Source organism: Vibrio sp. QJM3NY_26, from assembly GCF_057786005.1.
In genome coordinates this window covers 345,968-362,555 of record NZ_CM173516.1, presented here as the reverse complement: position 1 = coordinate 362,555, position 16,588 = coordinate 345,968, and the positions used below count along the sequence as shown (strand labels likewise).

Sequence of the window (16,588 nt, the reverse complement as noted above, 5' to 3'; positions counted from 1 at the left end):
TTTAATCAAAGAGTTAAAAAAAACTGTCTATTGGGATACATATTTCAATGTTAATCACCCCTGTTTAATTTAAGCCCATCATCACAAATATCAATCTCGAATTTTTTATTTTATAAAATTATAACCTACGGTTCCTTTACTCATCAGAGGTCTAATCTGTTTAAGGAAAGAGCATTGAAAAAGATATTAATTTGGACAATAGCCTGTCTATCGAGTTTTGGTGTCTATGCCGGAACAAGCGCATCGGCATTAGAAGTCAGCGGGTACACAGAAACTAAATACCCGATTATGTTGGTACATGGTCTGTTTGGTTTCGATACATTAGCGGGTGTGGACTATTTCTATGGCGTACCTGAGTCCCTAACCAAAGATGGCGCGAGTGTGTATGTAGCGCAAGTATCAGCGACCAACAGCTCTGAAATACGTGGAGAGCAGTTACTGGCTCAAGTAGAGACTCTGTTAGCTGCGACTGGGGCAAGCAAAGTGAATTTGGTTGGTCATAGCCACGGAGGGCCGACTGCACGTTATGTGGCGTCGGTTCGACCTGATCTTGTTGCGTCCGTGACGAGTATTGGCGGGGTTCATAAAGGCTCAAAGGTGGCTGACTTAGTGCGTGGAACCGTAGATGAAGGCTCTGCGACAGAAGGTATTGCGGTTAAGTTGGCTGGTGGATTGACCACGCTTATTAACTTGCTGTCTGGTGGCTCAGATTTGGATCAAGACGGGCTTGCCTCTCTTGAAGCTTTGACCACCGAAGGTTCGCTAGCATTCAATCAGTTTTACCCTGAAGGCGTTCCTACGTCTGAGTGTGGTGATGGCGAATGGCAAGCGAGTAATGGCGTTTATTACTACTCGTGGACAGGGTCTTCCAATTTTACCAACCTTCTTGATCCTACTGATGGGGCGATGACAATCCTTGGCTTAGCATTCAATGAACCTAATGATGGTTTAGTGGGAGCATGCAGCGCGCATTTGGGCAAAGTGATTGGTGACGATTATAAAATGAATCACCTAGACGAGATCAATGGCTTGTTGGGTATCCACCATCTTTTTGAGACCGATCCTGTGACGCTATATCGTCAACATGCGAATCGATTGAAGCTGGCAGGCCTGTAGGTGGCTCTGCCCATTTAATAAGATAACAAGGAAAATACAATGAAAAAGACCGCCATTTTGTCGATAACCACAATAGCCCTGATGAGCACAGCGGCGGTCTTTTTATATGTAACCTTTTTGCCTGAAAAAACAGACAATCTAAATCCAAACAACAAACAACAGAACGCTTCCTCATTGAAGGTTACCTCTCAACAAGATACCGAAATCGATAATGCATCAGCCAAAGACATGATGGAATATTTCGTGTCAGGTAATACCGAATTAACCCTTGAAGATATTCGTGACAATGTGGCAAAACACCACGAGCAATCACAAGCTACGATTGTCGATGAAGCACTGTTTGCCAAGTATCTTGAGTACAAGTCGGCACTGACATCATTAGATGTCCAATTCGACACCACATCAATATCCGCTGAGGACCTACGCGCACTCAATCAAGCGTTGCTCGAGCTCCAATCTCAATTTTTCAGCGAGAGCGAGATAAGTATTCTATTTACCCATGACAACAGAATGAGGGAAATCGCTTTAGAAAAGTTACTTCTGAAACAAGAAGGGTTAGACGAGTCGGAATATCAACAAAGGCTTGAGTCTTATCTATCTGAGCAGCCGGATTACGTTCAAGTCAGCCATCAAAATCAAGTATTACTCCCGCAGCTATCCAGCTCACAAGGCCTAGATGAACAAGGGAAATACTTGAAGAGAAGCGAACTGGTTGGCGAAGAAGCGACACAGAGGCTCGAAGCGCTTGATCAACAAAGGTCGGACTTTGATGGAGCTTTAGAGGTCTACTTTGTCGAACGAAATGACATCTTGAATGACTCAGCACTCTCTGAAATTGAACAAAAAGAGACGATTGCCCAGCTTCGAGAAGCTCATTTTCAGCCCCAGCAACTTAGAAGGGTAGAAGCGATTGAGAGAATCAGAGCCACTGAGAACGCTCAGTAAGGTTTGCTGAGTTAGTAGAACATCTATCAAAAATAAAAAACCAGTCACGAGTGACTGGTTTTTTGGTTGTGAGGAGAGTTGCAACGTAAATAAAGCTAAGTGTCTTTATTTCTTAAACCTTAAACTTTATGCGCTAAACCTTACTCCCTCAACTTAATACCTTGAAGCTTATACCTTAAAATAATCCAACTGCTGCTTTTGCTGCTCAGCTAAGTTAGATAACTCGTGGCTTGCTGCTGCGGCTTGAGTAATACCGGTTACGTTTTGGCTTACTAGGCTGTAGATGTTTGAGATATTACGGTTGATGTCTGCAGTCACTTGGCTTTGTTCTTCTGCGGCAGAGGCAACCTGAGTGTTAATTTCTGTCATGTCGGTTACTGAGTTAGCAATACCTGAAAGGGCTGCACTTACCTCGCCTGAGAGCGTTTGGTTGTGCTCTAACATAGACAGTGAACTGCTCATGCTTTCATTAGCGTTGCCCGATTGAACCTGCAAGCCTTCGATGATCGCTTGGATCTCTTTGGTTGAATCTTGTGTGCGGGCTGCCAGCATTCGAACTTCATCGGCTACAACTGCGAAACCACGGCCACTTTCACCAGCACGAGCTGCTTCGATTGCTGCGTTAAGCGCAAGCAGGTTAGTTTGTTCAGAGATGCTTTGAATCACCTCAATCACTTTACCAATTTGTTCAGAGTGCTCTTTTAGCGTGCCTACAACGTTTGCAGCTTCGCTAAGCTGAATCGCCATTTGCTCATTGGCTTGGTTGCTTTCATTAAACAAGCTCATACTGTGCGTCGCCATTTCATCGGCTTGCTTAGACGCTGAGTCGGCTTGTACTGCATTCTCGTTTACGTGCGATGCTGTGCTCTCAAGTTGATTTACAGCAGAAGCAACCTGTTCAACCTCTTGCTTCTCTTGATCAGAATTAGCACTTGATTGAGTCATCACAGCCGCCAACTCTGTTGATGCAGACGCCACTTCAATACTGATTCGAGATAGTGAACTTACTGTGTCGCGCAATTGTTCAACGGATTTGTTTACGTCTTGGGCAAGGCGAGATATTTCGTTGTCGCCATGCTCTTCCGCTTTTACTAGCAGGTTACCTTTTGCTACTTCGCGCATGGTTTCTTGGATATTGCTAAGCGGCTTAACAATGATGCCAGCCAGCGTCCAGCTGATGACTAATGCGATTGAAAGAATCACCAACAGTGCGATGGTTGCGGTATTGAGTGTGCTGGTGTGTTGCTGGCCATTGATATCCACTTCTTGAGTGGCAATACGGTTCAGTTGCTTTGAAAGGAGGTTGATAGCCTGCACCATTTCGTTACCCGCGTGACGATATTGGTCGATTGCGATCTGATAGCGGTTATCAAAGTCAGAAGGTAGCGTTGCGCTGCCATGCTTTGCTCTTAATAGAGGAAGCATAGTGGTGCGAGAAAAGTCGACGTAGTGATTCATCGCTTTGCTCATTGCGGCCACTTCATCTTGCATGCCAGGTACGGTATCAAGCGAGCTCAGTAGGCGAGTATTTTGGTCACGTTTTTGATTTAGCGTTTCGACAAGCGTTTTGACGTCGTCAGGATTAAATAAGCTATAGATTGCTTTGATGCGCATTCCGTAGCTGTTGTCGACGATTTCGCTAAGTTCTTCTTTATGTAGAATGAGTTGATCTGTTGCTGTTGATACATCTTTAAAAGCATTTTCCAGTTTGTCACCACCGATAATGACACCTGTCAAAAGTAGTACGACAGAAAAGAGCACTGGGATAAGAATTTGTATTTTTATAGATAAGCCACTGAGAAGTTGTCGCATGTATTGTCCTTCTTTGAATAAGTAAATGAGCAGAAGCAATTGTTATTATTGTTATTAGCCAGTGATTCTAACTATTGAGAATGACAATTCAATCAGTAATAGATGCTATTTTTATATATGCGATAGGTATTTCATAAATTATGATTATTTATCGTACAAACAAGGCTTTAGCCATTTTTAAGGTAGGGTTATTTAACGAGGAACCTTGTGCGGTATTAGGTAATAAAAGGGATGGCGAGATATTGAGCGGTTTGGCTTAAATAGGTTGGAATGAATATTCAGTGCCTATGAGTGAGGCTAATTTATTACTTCAAGGTTATTTGGTAGGGGGAAAACAAGAAAATAAATTGTAGTTGTCATATAGGCTTCAATTAAGTGAAACACAACTGTCACATTCGGATTCTAAAGTAGGCCTCGTTCAAGCAAAACAACATTACGGCAATAACGCCACTAAAGGAAATTTGTGATGAAAAAGACAGTTATCGGTGCAATCGCACTACTAGGCGCTCTAACAGTGAATACAGCTTCAGCTAAAGAAACTATCTCTGTAGTTGGCTCTAACAGTGCTTCTCCACTGGTTGAAGTTTTTGCAGAAACCTACATGAATAAAGGCGAACCAGTGTTCATCGAAATTCAAGCACCGGGTTCTTCTGCAGGCATCAAAGCAGCAAAAAATGGAAGTGCTGACCTTGGTATCTCTTCTCGTGACCTAAAAGAAGAAGAGAAAACAGCTGACCTGAAAGAGCTCGTTATCGCTCGTGACGGTATCGCAGTTGTTGTTAACCCAAATAACGAAGTATCTGCTCTTACAGCTGAGCAAATCACTTCAATCTACAAAGGCGACATCACTAACTGGAAAGATGTTGGTGGTGCAGACAAGCCAATCGTAGCAATCACTCGTGATACTGCATCTGGTACACGTGGTGCATTCGAAGACATCATGAAACTTAAGAAGAAGATTGGCGACAAGAAAGTATCGGCTATCTCTCAACGTGCACAAGTTGCAAACGGTAACGGCGCACTTAAAGTTTCTGTAGCAAGCAACCCATACGCTATCGGCTTCATCTCTCTTGGTACTGTAGATAACACAGTTCAAGCTCTAACTATCGATGGCGCAGCAGCATCAGTTGATAACGTTAAGAACGGTTCTTACAAAGTTGCTCGTCCTTTCCTAGTTCTTTACAAAGCCGGCGCTCCAACAGCTGAAACTCAACAATTCCTAGATTGGATGGTTGCGGATGAAGCTCAAGCTATCGCTGACAAGAAAGGCTACATCACAGTTAACTAATCTTAACTGACCAACACTTAATTATTGCTCAGCCTAACTTAGGCTGAGCCTTTTCTTTCAACTTTGTCTATTTCGAGCTCTTATTGAGCCACAAAGTTTGAGATTTTATATATGACCATCGCAAATAGTGAAAAGCTTATGAATACTGAAGCGACTCAAATCAATAAGCCAAGTCTACGCGCTAAGAAGCGCATTGACTGGAGAGAAAGAATCTTCCACGGCTTGTTCTTATCGAGTGCTGTAATCGGCATCGTATCACTAGCCGTTATCGCTTACTTTATCGTTGCAGAGAGTATCCCTGCATTCCAAGAGGCTGGTGTTTCTGGCATCGTTCTGGGTGTGGATTGGTTACCGCCAGCTCTATTCGGTGTTGCAACAATGATTGTTGCATCGATTGTCTCGACGCTTGGTGCCGTAGTTGTTGGTGTACCAGTTGGTGTATTAACCGCCATTTTTATCGCTGAGATTGCTCCTAAGCGTCTTGCCGATATTATTCGACCAGCAGTTGAGCTTCTAGCGGGTATCCCGTCAGTAGTTTACGGCTTCTTCGGTCTAGTAATCATCGTTCCTATGATTCAGAACATCTTCCAAGTACCAGCGGGTAACACTATCTTCGCGGGCATCATTGTTCTGGGCATCATGATTCTTCCTACCGTTATTACGGTTTCTGAAACTTCGATCCGCGCTGTACCTCGTACGTACAAAGAAGGTTCACTTGCACTGGGTGCTTCGAAAATCTACACGATTTTTAAGTTACTCGTTCCTGCTGCACGTTCAGGCATTATGACGGGTGTGATTCTGGGTATCGGTCGTGCACTTGGCGAAACGATGGCAATCATCATGGTGATGGGTAATGCGCCAGCAATGCCAGAAGGTATTTTGGATTCGGCTCGTACGCTAACCGCAAACATTGCTATTGAAATGTCTTACGCAAGTGGTATTCACGCGAGTGCACTGTACGCAACCGGCGTTGTGCTTCTGGTATTCATCATGATGTTGAATGGTGCTCTGCTTTATCTTAATCGTGAAAAAACGAAGTAGGCGAGGATAAGTAATATGGATCGCGTAAAACTAAAACAAGCACGTCAAATGAAAGATAATGTCTTGAAAGGCTTTATCTGGGCGGCAGCAGCAGTCACCGTTGGTTTCTTATTCTGGATCATTTGGTACATCCTATCGAATGGCCTGCAATACGTAGACTGGAACTTCATCACCGACGACTACACTCGAACCGGTGAAGAACGTGGTATTTTCCCAATGATCATTGCCACGATCTACATGGTAATCGCATCGATTGCAGTGGCGGCGCCACTCGGCATTATGACGGCAATATACCTAACCGAATACGCAAAAGTGGGCAGTAAATTGGTTAAAGTGATTCGTTTCTGTACAGAATCTTTAGCGGGTATTCCATCGATTATCTTTGGTCTGTTCGGTATGACCTTCTTTGTTTCGATTCTTGGTCTTGGCTTCTCGATTCTGTCGGGTGCACTAACACTAAGTATCCTGATTCTTCCTGTAATCATTCGTACTACAGAAGAAGCATTGATGTCAGTACCACAAACTTATCGTGAAGGTTCATACGGCCTTGGCGCTTCAAAAATCTACACTATCTGGCGTTTGATCTTACCAAGCGCAATGCCAGGTATCTTAACTTCGGTCATTCTTAGTATTGGTCGTGTAATTGGCGAATCAGCACCTGTATTTTTAACAGCAGGTATGGTGGCACGTGTTCCTGAGTCGGTATTTGATTCTGGCCGTACACTAACGGTTCACCTATATAAGCTGACAACAGAGCTATTTACTATCGATGAGTGGAACCAAGCCTACGGCACGGCGACAGTCCTAATCGTATTGGTTCTCTTGATCAACATGGTTACAAAACTGATTGCGAGACGCTTCAACACGGCAACTTACTAAGCTCATTAGCTGGCTCAACAATAAAAAGAGCCTCCGTGATAAAGAAAGCATCAAGTTAGACACGAATTTAAGAATTTAGAGAAGACGACAATGAACAAATTTGATATTGAGAACCTAGATCTGTTTTACGGTGAAAACCAAGCGCTTAAGTCTATTAACCTGCCAATTCCAACGCGTCAGGTAACGGCTCTGATTGGTCCATCTGGTTGTGGAAAATCGACACTGCTACGTTGTTTGAACCGAATGAATGACCTAATTGAAGGCGTTACCATTAAAGGTAAGCTAGATATGGATGGCACTAACATCTACGGTAACATTGATGTGGCTGACCTACGTATTCGCGTAGGCATGGTATTCCAAAAGCCAAACCCATTCCCAATGAGCATCTACGAGAACGTTGCTTACGGCTTACGTGCTCAAGGTATCAAAGACAAGAAACACATTGATGAAGTAGTTGAAAGCTCACTACGCAGTGCGGCACTTTGGGACGAAGTGAAAGACCGTCTTAAAGCACACGCATTTGGTTTGTCTGGTGGTCAGCAACAGCGTCTATGTATCGCTCGTACCATTGCAATGGAACCGGATGTAATCCTGATGGATGAGCCTACATCGGCACTTGATCCAATCGCGACACACAAGATTGAAGAATTGATGGAAGACCTGAAGAAAGACTTCACTATCGTTATCGTAACGCACTCAATGCAGCAAGCGCGTCGTATTTCAGACCGCACGGCTTTCTTCCTAATGGGAGAGCTTGTAGAGCACAACGAAACGAGTGTTATCTTCAGCGAACCAAAAGATGATCGTACTAAAGGTTACGTAAACGGTGACTTTGGTTAATTCGATTAACTCAGTGCTGTTTTAGTTTTTTAAAGGACAGCACGCTAACTGAAACGCAGGTTAGATAATCGAATAGATCGACAGAATTATCACTATAACTATAAGCGATGGAAGTTTTGCCCCACTCTAATGTGGGGCTTTTTTATGTCGCTAAAAAAGTCTTAATGTCGATGAAATTTTGGGCAGGAAATCCCATTTTTGTCGTCCTTCTCATGCTTGTGATAATGTAAAAAGTGAAATTGCGACCCGCTTAACATCTCATTTTTAGTTACATTGATTGCATATCAAGGCTTCGGTATTTTTGCTTCAATCTTATTAGCCAATGGACGGAAGCTGTGCCTGTTAAAGCCTTTGCAAAACAAATATCTGCTACTCGCGACCACCGTCTGTTGGCAGAGTCTCTTTTTGGTTACCTTGTTGAGGTACTTGCCCCAAAAGGGAGCGGAGTATTTGCCGAGCCAACACCAGAAGGCGATTCGTTACCCTTGTTTTCTTGCGGTGAGCTAACCTCCCTCGACAAGTATCCCTCAACATTTTGGCCTTGGGTTTCCCAGTTTGATACCGCAGATGGTGTGCTTCCAATGTCTATCAATACTTGTAAGTGGGAACACATGGAGGTGCTGGGTGGTGAGTCGTTCATCATGATGCTAGACAACGCGCCTGCCTGCAGAACTTATTTAATTGTTCAAAATTGCAATGCTCAGCAGATCAACCAAACGTTCGACCAAGATCTTGATGTCCTTCAACTAGCCGCAGCTCGCTGGCAGTGTATTCGTGCGGAAAAGAACGCTGCGCTTGAGATCAAATACAGAGACACACGTGAAGCGCAGTACCTTGATGAAATTAAGCTGCGAGAGCTATTTGTTGAGAACATGAAACTAGTCCATCAGGTCGCGTTAGAGCTTTCTAATCCTGACTCTTTGGATGCTTTGTATAAGGCTTCTGTTGAGGCAGTGCGCGACCGTCTAGGCTTTGACCGTGCGATCTTTATGTTACTCGATATGAAAAAGCGCTGTTTTAGCGGCACTTATGGTACTGATGAGGCTGGTAAAACCAACAGCGAACATCATACTCAGTACGACTTACATCAACTTGAAGCCGAATACATTGAGGCGTTGTCTGACAATCACAACAACCTAGTTATTATTGAGAAAGCGCCGCTATACACCGAAGGCAAAGTCGTAGGGCAAGGTTGGAATGGCATGTTGATCTTACGTGAAGGAGATAAACCCGTCGGTTGGATTGCAATGGACAATTATATTCACCGTTCACCCATCACTAATTATCAAAAGCAGATGCTTGAATCATTCGGATCTCTGCTTTCTCAGATCTACATTCGCAAGCGTCAAGAACAAAACATACGCATGTTGCACTCAAGTATGGTGGAGCTGTCTCGTTGCGATAGCGTCAGTGAAGTGTGCAAATCGGCGGTAAGCTTTGCGATTCAGCATTTAGGCATTGATCGATTGGCGGTTTTCCTCACCGATAAAAATTGCAGTTACATGCAAGGCACGTGGGGCACTGACATAAAAGGCGACATTGTCGATGAATCTTATTATCGCTCTGAGCTGGTGGAGCGTGACATTGTCGCCGCAGCACGTGCCTGTCCTAATCAAGTCGCCTTTGAAGAATCCGTGCCTATCTATCACGATTTTAATATTGTAGGTGTCGGTTGGACGGCAATGACGATGCTCACTACCAATACGGGTGAGCCGATTGCGTTTATTGCCGCGGATAATTTGTTAACTCGCAGCCCTTTAACCTCACAACTGCGTGAAGTGATACGTATCTTCGCTTCGAGTTTAGCTGAGGTGCTACAGAGAACTATGGCGCAAGAGGAGCTCAAAAAGCTCAATGAGACGCTAGAGCAAGAGGTCAGTAAGCGCACTCAAGAGCTTGAACGAGCCAATGAGCAGTTGGATATCATCTCTAAGCTTGACCCTCTGACACGCCTTGGAAATCGTCGTATGTTGTCGCAGGTTTTAGATGATCTCAATTGTGATGATCAAGGGGCATTTGCCACAGAGCACGAAGTCACGTTTGGACTCATTCTTGTTGACCTTGATCACTTTGGTTTGTACAACACGGTTTACGGGCATACAGAAGGTGACGCTGCTCTGCGCACCATCGGCAAGATACTTAATGCCCATGTTCATAGCGATAAGGAAACTTTTTGTCGTATTGGTGGTGAGGAGTTTATGTTGTTGATGATCGGCACTCATCACTCTGAAACTAAACAGCGTGCAGAGTCGATCAGAAAATGCATTGAAGAGGCGAAGATCCTTCATTGTGAAAGCAGTACCAGCCAGTATTTAACCGCATCTGTCGGCTATGCCTCGATAACCTCAGACCAACATCAATTCGATTTCGATCTGCTGTATGGCAAGGCAGACAAAGCCTTGTATCAAGCTAAAGACTCAGGGCGAAATCGAATTGTATCTGCTCTAAAGCGAAGAAAGGTCGCGACGCCACTGATTTAGTTTGGCGTTTATTTTTCCGGTCTCAAAACGATTGAAGCTGTGATGATCACAATGTGGTCATCACGGCTTCGTTCTTTTTTGTTTACTTAGACTTTCTGTTTAACTAGCTTTCTGCTTACTTAGAACGCTGGTTAATTAAAGCCTTTCTAATGTGCTCTTGTGTGCTTTGTTCGAGATGCGTTTTGGCTTCTTAACCGCTTTGATTGCCTCAGAAGGATCCCATGACTGACTTGGTGAACCAGCTTCAGCGTAGAGACTCTGATTTAGCTTGGTGAGCTCAGCTTCGATTGTTTCTAACGTCTCATCACTCAAGTCTGAATTTTCTGTTTTCCACTGTTCGAACAAAGTTCTCGTCTTCACACCATCTTTCATCTTCAGAGCGGCAATCAGCGCTTCTGCCGTATCGGATTGACGTTCATCTTTTTGCTTTGGTTTTACTGCTGTACCGCGGCGTGACCAGAAGTAGAAAGCAAACGCCGAGCTGATTAACCATAATGCTGCAAACAGCGCCGTTAGATAAGGCCACATTCCTGGTTTTTCAACGGTAACAATTGTCGGGCTGGCTTGCTGAGTTGGTGTTTCAATAACAGGAGGCGGTGTGCTTGAGGTTACGCGATCACTTGCCTGAACCGACAACTCAAGCCCAAGAGCCTTACTGGTTTTTTGTGATTGCGAATCGGTGTTAAACCAAGTTTGAGAAACACCAGGCAGGGAGATGCTTCCAGATTCCTTAGGGATGAGAACCTGCTTATAAACAACGATAGCATTACCGGATTGGGTAGTGCCAAATTGCGGTTTCTCTTCATACACGCGTACCGATTTAGGGTAGGTGATGTTCAGTTTTGGTAACTGGTGTTGGGTCAAGTTGCTGGCTGTCATTGTGATGGTACGAGTTAACGAATCACCAGCTTCCATCTCAATATTCTGCTTATCGCCACCTAAAGTATTACTACCTGTCAGCTCGTTGCCTTGGCTATCTGACCATTTCTGAATCAACTTGAAGTCCGATGTTGGTAACCACTCACCTTGGTAGCCTTTTGGTACAGGATTCACTGTGACATCTAAGGTTTCAACGGGCGTGTCGAGCTGGAAAAGGCGCGTTGTGCTTGAGTTGTTGGTTGAGTAAACAACTGCACCAGTTAACTTCGGCCCTTGAAGCTGAAATTGCCCTGCTTGTTGTGACGATATATGGAAAGATTGCTGAACAACGGTGACTTCTTGTCCGTTGATAACATCTTGAAATTGCTTAGACTCTCCAATCGGTTCTACGTCTAATTTCGCTGAACTTGGTGGTGCGATTTTAGGATCTTGCAGTCTTCTAGGATCAGCCTTAATAATGAGTTTTACATCAAGCTCTGCGACCTCTTGAGGGTACAGCGAATCTTTACTCAGATTAAGTTGAAACTCGGCCATATCACTCTGCTTTGGAGCGGCTTTATTAACCGCAACGTTGATGGTGATCGGTTGGGTTTTTGCGCCTTCAATATCAAAGCTAGGAATATCTAATCGGCCTAATCGAAGTGGGGCAAGGGTAATATTCCATTCGCTAGACACAGTGCGGCTGCCATTGACGATTCGCATCGACGACCCAAATCTTGGGGTGCTGACGTAGAAATCCTTCTGAAGAGGGGTTAGGTCTAAAGCACCGGACGATACTTTTTCATTGGTAGCCACTCTAAGTAGGAAGACTTCATCTTTGGTCACACTGTTTTGTGAAACGCTCGCAACAGCGGTCGCTGCGAATACAGAATGTGACGAGAAAATACCGATTAGCAGTGTCAGTAGCATTGATAAAAATGGCTTGGTTAAAAATCGCATGGTTACCACTTTTTGTTTTGGTTATTAGGAGCACTTTTTTGTCGTGCTTGTAGAATCATTTGCGCTTTCAGCAGTTGGCTCGGGTCGCGAGCACTCTCGACTTGCTCAAGCTTACGCATATCGGGATCGCTCGACATAGGTTGACCTGATACTTGTGCTGCGGCTTGTTGGGCATTGCTGTCATTGTCTTTCTTAGCTGCCTCTTGTGCTTGGGCAATTTGAGATGCTGAGTCATCTTTATCTTGTGGCTGCTTATCTGCTTGACCTGCTTTGTTTTGTTGCACAGCTTGCTTGTCGTTTTCTTCATCCGCCTTGGAATCAGGGCGGCTATCAGCTTGGCTTTGGTCAGTATTCTGATCTTGGTTTTCACTTTGATCTTGGCTGCCGCTTTGACTTTGCGACTTCCCATTGTCAGCTGAGCTTTGTTGTTGATCCTGCGAGCTTTGCGAAGAATCATTTTGCTGACCTTGCTGACCTTGCTGACCTTGCTGACCTTGCTGACCTTGCTGACCTTGCTGGTTTTGTTCGTTTTGGTCTTTGGACTCAGAATCGTCTTGCTGTTGCTGTTGCTGTTGCTGTTGCTGTTGCTGTTGCTGTTGCTGTTGCTGTTGCTTCTGAGCTTGTTCGACAATCTCTAGATTCTTCTTCGCGTAAGCATGTTCAGGGTTGCTTTCGAGAATACGTTGATACTCTTTTATCGCTTGGTCGTACTTACCTTGCTTTGCTTGTGCATTGGCGAGGTTGTAGCGAGCATCTTCGCCAGAAAGGCTTTGTAGCGTCTGTTCGGCCGCTTCGAAATCACCGGCTTTGTATTGCGCTATGCCTTTCCATTCTTGCTGTTCGAACTGTTCTGCGGCTTGTTGAAAGTCCTCATCTTGATACAACTGATAACCCACCTGGTCGTCGGTTTTCCACGGATTCGCAAACGCGGTATTCGGTTGGCTGAAGGACAAAACCACAGCTAACCCACACCAAATAACCCCTTTTCGGAATAACCCAAGTGCGGGAAGTAACAGAAACGGCAATAACCAAAAACCGTTGTTTACTCTGGTGTTGAGTGAGTTATTGGTTTTAGTCACCTCTGAAGTTGTCGCAACTCGGTCGAGATAACTCGCGATGTGCTCAACGTCTGAGTTATTAAATTGCACCTCGGTGAAGGTGCCACCAGAGCGACGAGTCAGGTCGCGCATATTGTCTAAGTTAGTTTTTGCCACCACGGTTTGCCCTGAATCTGTTTTCAGCATCGACCCGCTTGGTAGAGAGATTGGCGCGCCACTTTCCGTACCTACAGCCAAGACTGATAACGTCCAATTACTACCAGAGAGCAGCGAGTCGATATCTTTCTTCTCTTGACCATCAATATCATCAGCAATCAGTACCAGATCGCCTTGATAGATATGAGCACGAGTCATCATCTCAATCGCAAGCTTAACTGCCGATGCTGCATTGCCGCCTTGGAAGGGCATGATATCTGGTGATAGGTTGGGTACCAGGTTCTTGATGGTGTTGATGTCGGACGTTAGCGGGCTAATGGTGTAAGCATCGCCAGCGTACGCCACCATTCCGGTTAAGCCTTCTTTCCACAACGAGAGCAGATCAAGAGCTTTGTATCGCGCTTGAGTCAGGCGATTTGGTTTTATGTCGGTAGCGTATAGAGACATCGACATGTCCATCATTACAACTCGCGCCTGCGTTTTTTCAAAGCTCGGCCGTTCATTGTTTTGAAAGCTGGGGCCGGCTAGTGCAACAACACCGACTATCCACCAGATACCAAAGTAAGTGCTGCGGTTTTTTGATGGCTTGCTTGATTCTGGCGCCAAGTATCGAGCGATATGAGAAGCCAATAACCCTTGCTTAGATTGCTTCTTGCTAAGCCACCAAATCGCGGGCAGCACGGCAAGAGCCAAGAACCAAAATGGATAGATAAAAGTAAAGTTAGACATTGTTTCTCCTAATGGCTAACAGCATAAATGCGAAGAACATTGCCGCAGACAAAGGCCAGACAAACCACTCTTGTTGTGGTCGCCAGATCTTAGTGGCGTTCGTCACGGGCTCTAACTGATTGATGGTGTCGTAAATCGTTGCCAGCTCTTTGCTGTCACGCGCACGGAAGTACTGACCGCCAGTGCGTTTGGCGATTTCCATTAGAGTACGTTCATCCAAGTCTTGAGCAGTATTGACCTTACGAGTCATGAAGAACTCTTTGACCATCATTTCACCCGCACCGACACCCACAGTGTAAATCGTCGCGTTGTACTTCTTAGCAATATCCGCGGCTTCAAGTGGATCTAATACGCCCGCGGTATTGCTGCCGTCACTGAGTAGAATCATTACACGCTGAGGGGCATCGCTGTCGACAAAGGTTTTGGTGGCAAGGCCGATACCATCACCTATCGCAGTTTGAGTACCAATCAGCTTTAACACAGCCTGATTGAGTTGTTGTGAAAGCGTGTCTCTGTCTAACGTCAGTGGCGTCTGCAGATAGGCGTGATCAGCAAATAACACCAGTCCGACTCGGTCACCTTTGCGTCGCTCAATAAAGTCACTCAATACATGTTTTACCGCAGATAAGCGGTCGATGTATTCGCCATTGAATTGCATGTCCTCTTGGCTCATCGAGCCGGAGAGGTCGACAACCAACATCAAATCACGGTGTTTCGGCTGAAACTCAACCGGTTCGCCGTACCAAACTGGACGTGCCATCGCAGTCACTAATAAAAGCCAGGTGATGACCGACAATGCTTTGGGTAAGCGACTGCTCGGCGTTTTGGTATTGCTGTCCTCGGGCAAAAACGGAAGCCTTAGAGCGCTGCTTGATTCTGATTTTGGTGAGAATAGGTAAACGAGCAACGGTAGTGGCGCGAGGAAGAACATCCACCACCAAACGAACTCGATGTTTAGTAAGCTCTTGCTTAGAAACATAGTGCTTAGAAAACCAAAGCTTAAAAGATCAGTCATAACGGCCTCGCTTTGGAGGAAGGGCTTTACGAAGCCAGGTTTCGCAATCATTAACCAATTGCTGTTGAGCCTTTTTCTGTTCGTCGTTCATTAAGGCTGTATCTTGGTAGAGCGCTTGCTGCCAAAGTGACTGTTTTTCGGAAAATAACGGCTTCGTTAATTGTGCATCTAAGAACGCCAACCAATCGTCACCAGATAAGCCTGCCACTTTGTCGCGTGGGAAATAGCTTAGTGCTGCCTGACGAACGATGTCTTGAGCTGCACTCGGAGACAAGGTATTTGAAGACTGACTATTACGAAAGCAAGCAAGTGCTTCGTTCTTCGCGTATTGGTTCTTTTGTCTGCGTTTTACAATGAAAAACACTAAGGAGATCAGAACGATGGCCGTGATAATGATTGACCACCAACCCCATGCCAAAGGCCACCACGATGGTGCGCTTGGCGTAATAATCGGACTCAAGTCGAGAGGTTGATTCATGACTGAATTCCTGATACTTGACTCATTAACGATTGCGCACAAGACAATGAACTGTATGGGATCGCCAAAGAAAGGCTCATTTGCATAAGCTGTTGTTGTTTCATGTCGAATGCATGACTCAGCTTTTCCTTTTCCTTACTGGATGAAAAGTTGAACCATTGAGTTTTATTGCCGTCGGTGATCTGTTTTGAACCTTTGAAAGCAGTGACACCTTGCTCTAATGGATCGTAAAAATGCACCAAGCGAACCCGATTATGTCGACGTATTTGATTGATCAGTGAGTAATTACTTTCGTTATAACGGACGAAATCACTGAGCATAATGATATCGCTTCCTTTCGGGCAAAGCTGGTGGAGAGACTTCAGCCCATGCTCTAAGGTTGTGTCGTTGTGATTGTCTTGGTTGGTCAGCGCTGCGTTATTGATTTCTATGACTTTTTGTAAAATCCGCAGCGGAGCGTGGTTGCTAGCACTGGGTTTAATCTCAATGATCTCTTGGCCAGTATCTATCACTGCGCCAATACGGTCTTTTTGAGCGACGGTTAACCAGCAAAGTTGGCTGGCAAAGTGCGCGAGTTGAACCGATTTAAGCAACAAGGTTGACCCGAAAATCATACTACTTGATAGGTCCAAGAACAAAATCACAGGTTGCTCTCTTTCTTCAGAGAACAACTTGGTATGCGCCTTGCCTGTTCTCGCCGTGACGCGCCAATCAATGCTGCGGATATCGTCGCCCACCTGATATTGACGAACCTCAGAGAAATTCATCCCGCGACCTTTACGATTGCTCTCGTGTTGCCCGTTTAGTTGCGACCAAAGACTCTTGGCTGGAGGCAACCAGCGAACAGACTGCGCTTTGTATTGCAGCAGTTCGTCCAGATTTAACGTGACACCGTCACTATGGTTAGGTAATTGATTATTCATGCGCGTATCC

General features: G+C 45.0%; 13 protein-coding genes. 7 read left to right on the top strand and 6 right to left on the bottom strand.

The features are described 5' to 3' along the window. Nucleotides 1–174 precede the first annotated feature (174 nt). On the top strand, nt 175–1,116 hold the full coding sequence (locus AC3CH4_RS17030) for a lipase family alpha/beta hydrolase (RefSeq protein ID WP_108121857.1): 942 nt from the start codon (nt 175–177) through the stop codon (nt 1,114–1,116). A 39-nt stretch (nt 1,117–1,155) separates the two neighbouring features. Further along, nucleotides 1,156–2,061 carry a lipase secretion chaperone gene (locus tag AC3CH4_RS17025; RefSeq protein ID WP_488544106.1) on the top strand — a complete coding sequence of 302 codons (906 nt, stop codon included), beginning with the start codon at nt 1,156–1,158 and terminating at the stop codon, nt 2,059–2,061. Between the two features lie 168 nt (nt 2,062–2,229). Here the strand turns inward: AC3CH4_RS17025 and AC3CH4_RS17020 are convergent, their stop codons facing one another. Further along, entirely contained in the window at nt 2,230–3,873 is a 1,644-nt protein-coding gene (locus tag AC3CH4_RS17020; protein ID WP_054545848.1) for a methyl-accepting chemotaxis protein, read from the bottom strand. Between the two features lie 466 nt (nt 3,874–4,339). On the opposite strand from AC3CH4_RS17020, the gene AC3CH4_RS17015 reads away from it, so the two are divergent. From AC3CH4_RS17015 to AC3CH4_RS16995, 5 genes are all read left to right on the top strand, one after another. After that, complete coding sequence (locus AC3CH4_RS17015; RefSeq protein ID WP_054545847.1) at nt 4,340–5,161, top strand: phosphate ABC transporter substrate-binding protein; 822 nt, start codon at nt 4,340–4,342, stop codon at nt 5,159–5,161. Nucleotides 5,162–5,272: 111 nt separating this feature from the next. Next, nucleotides 5,273–6,202 carry a phosphate ABC transporter permease subunit PstC gene (pstC, locus tag AC3CH4_RS17010; RefSeq protein ID WP_004732040.1) on the top strand — a complete coding sequence of 310 codons (930 nt, stop codon included), beginning with the start codon at nt 5,273–5,275 and terminating at the stop codon, nt 6,200–6,202. Nucleotides 6,203–6,217: 15 nt separating this feature from the next. Beyond that, nucleotides 6,218–7,081 carry a phosphate ABC transporter permease PstA gene (gene pstA / locus AC3CH4_RS17005; protein WP_004732038.1) on the top strand — a complete coding sequence of 288 codons (864 nt, stop codon included), beginning with the start codon at nt 6,218–6,220 and terminating at the stop codon, nt 7,079–7,081. Between the two features lie 90 nt (nt 7,082–7,171). Beyond that, nucleotides 7,172–7,921: a phosphate ABC transporter ATP-binding protein PstB gene (gene pstB, locus AC3CH4_RS17000; RefSeq protein WP_065111481.1), complete on the top strand. Its 750-nt coding sequence runs from the start codon at nt 7,172–7,174 to the stop codon at nt 7,919–7,921. A gap of 335 nt (nt 7,922–8,256) precedes the next feature. Further along, nucleotides 8,257–10,401: a sensor domain-containing diguanylate cyclase gene (locus AC3CH4_RS16995; RefSeq protein WP_488544105.1), complete on the top strand. Its 2,145-nt coding sequence runs from the start codon at nt 8,257–8,259 to the stop codon at nt 10,399–10,401. 135 nt (nt 10,402–10,536) lie between these two features. Here the strand turns inward: AC3CH4_RS16995 and AC3CH4_RS16990 are convergent, their stop codons facing one another. The 5 genes from AC3CH4_RS16990 to AC3CH4_RS16970 are packed head-to-tail and all read right to left on the bottom strand — an operon-like array spanning nt 10,537 to nt 16,578. Continuing rightward, complete coding sequence (locus tag AC3CH4_RS16990; RefSeq protein ID WP_488544104.1) at nt 10,537–12,219, bottom strand: BatD family protein; 1,683 nt, start codon at nt 12,217–12,219, stop codon at nt 10,537–10,539. 2 nt (nt 12,220–12,221) lie between these two features. Next, nucleotides 12,222–14,162, bottom strand: coding sequence for a vWA domain-containing protein (locus AC3CH4_RS16985; RefSeq protein ID WP_488544103.1), 1,941 nt, complete (start codon nt 14,160–14,162; stop codon nt 12,222–12,224). After that, nucleotides 14,155–15,177: a vWA domain-containing protein gene (locus AC3CH4_RS16980; protein ID WP_488544102.1), complete on the bottom strand. Its 1,023-nt coding sequence runs from the start codon at nt 15,175–15,177 to the stop codon at nt 14,155–14,157. Before AC3CH4_RS16980 ends, AC3CH4_RS16985 begins: the two co-directional genes overlap by 8 nt. Continuing rightward, nucleotides 15,170–15,655: a DUF4381 domain-containing protein gene (locus AC3CH4_RS16975; protein ID WP_488544101.1), complete on the bottom strand. Its 486-nt coding sequence runs from the start codon at nt 15,653–15,655 to the stop codon at nt 15,170–15,172. Before AC3CH4_RS16975 ends, AC3CH4_RS16980 begins: the two co-directional genes overlap by 8 nt. Continuing rightward, nucleotides 15,652–16,578, bottom strand: a complete 927-nt coding sequence (locus tag AC3CH4_RS16970) for a DUF58 domain-containing protein (protein WP_488544100.1) — start codon at nt 16,576–16,578, stop codon at nt 15,652–15,654. Before AC3CH4_RS16970 ends, AC3CH4_RS16975 begins: the two co-directional genes overlap by 4 nt. Nucleotides 16,579–16,588: the final 10 nt, after the last annotated feature.

Excerpts from the sequence above, each read along its gene's own strand:
- AC3CH4_RS17025 (WP_488544106.1), top strand. The coding sequence starts at position 1,156 with ATGAAAAAGACCGCCATTTTGTCGATAACCACAATAGCCCTGATGAGC.
- AC3CH4_RS17020 (WP_054545848.1), bottom strand. The coding sequence starts at position 3,873 with ATGCGACAACTTCTCAGTGGCTTATCTATAAAAATACAAATTCTTATC.
- AC3CH4_RS17015 (WP_054545847.1), top strand. The coding sequence starts at position 4,340 with ATGAAAAAGACAGTTATCGGTGCAATCGCACTACTAGGCGCTCTAACA.
- pstC (WP_004732040.1), top strand. The coding sequence starts at position 5,273 with ATGACCATCGCAAATAGTGAAAAGCTTATGAATACTGAAGCGACTCAA.
- pstA (WP_004732038.1), top strand. The coding sequence starts at position 6,218 with ATGGATCGCGTAAAACTAAAACAAGCACGTCAAATGAAAGATAATGTC.
- pstB (WP_065111481.1), top strand. The coding sequence starts at position 7,172 with ATGAACAAATTTGATATTGAGAACCTAGATCTGTTTTACGGTGAAAAC.
- AC3CH4_RS16990 (WP_488544104.1), bottom strand. The coding sequence starts at position 12,219 with ATGCGATTTTTAACCAAGCCATTTTTATCAATGCTACTGACACTGCTA.
- AC3CH4_RS16985 (WP_488544103.1), bottom strand. The coding sequence starts at position 14,162 with ATGTCTAACTTTACTTTTATCTATCCATTTTGGTTCTTGGCTCTTGCC.
- AC3CH4_RS16980 (WP_488544102.1), bottom strand. The coding sequence starts at position 15,177 with ATGACTGATCTTTTAAGCTTTGGTTTTCTAAGCACTATGTTTCTAAGC.
- AC3CH4_RS16975 (WP_488544101.1), bottom strand. The coding sequence starts at position 15,655 with ATGAATCAACCTCTCGACTTGAGTCCGATTATTACGCCAAGCGCACCA.
- AC3CH4_RS16970 (WP_488544100.1), bottom strand. The coding sequence starts at position 16,578 with ATGAATAATCAATTACCTAACCATAGTGACGGTGTCACGTTAAATCTG.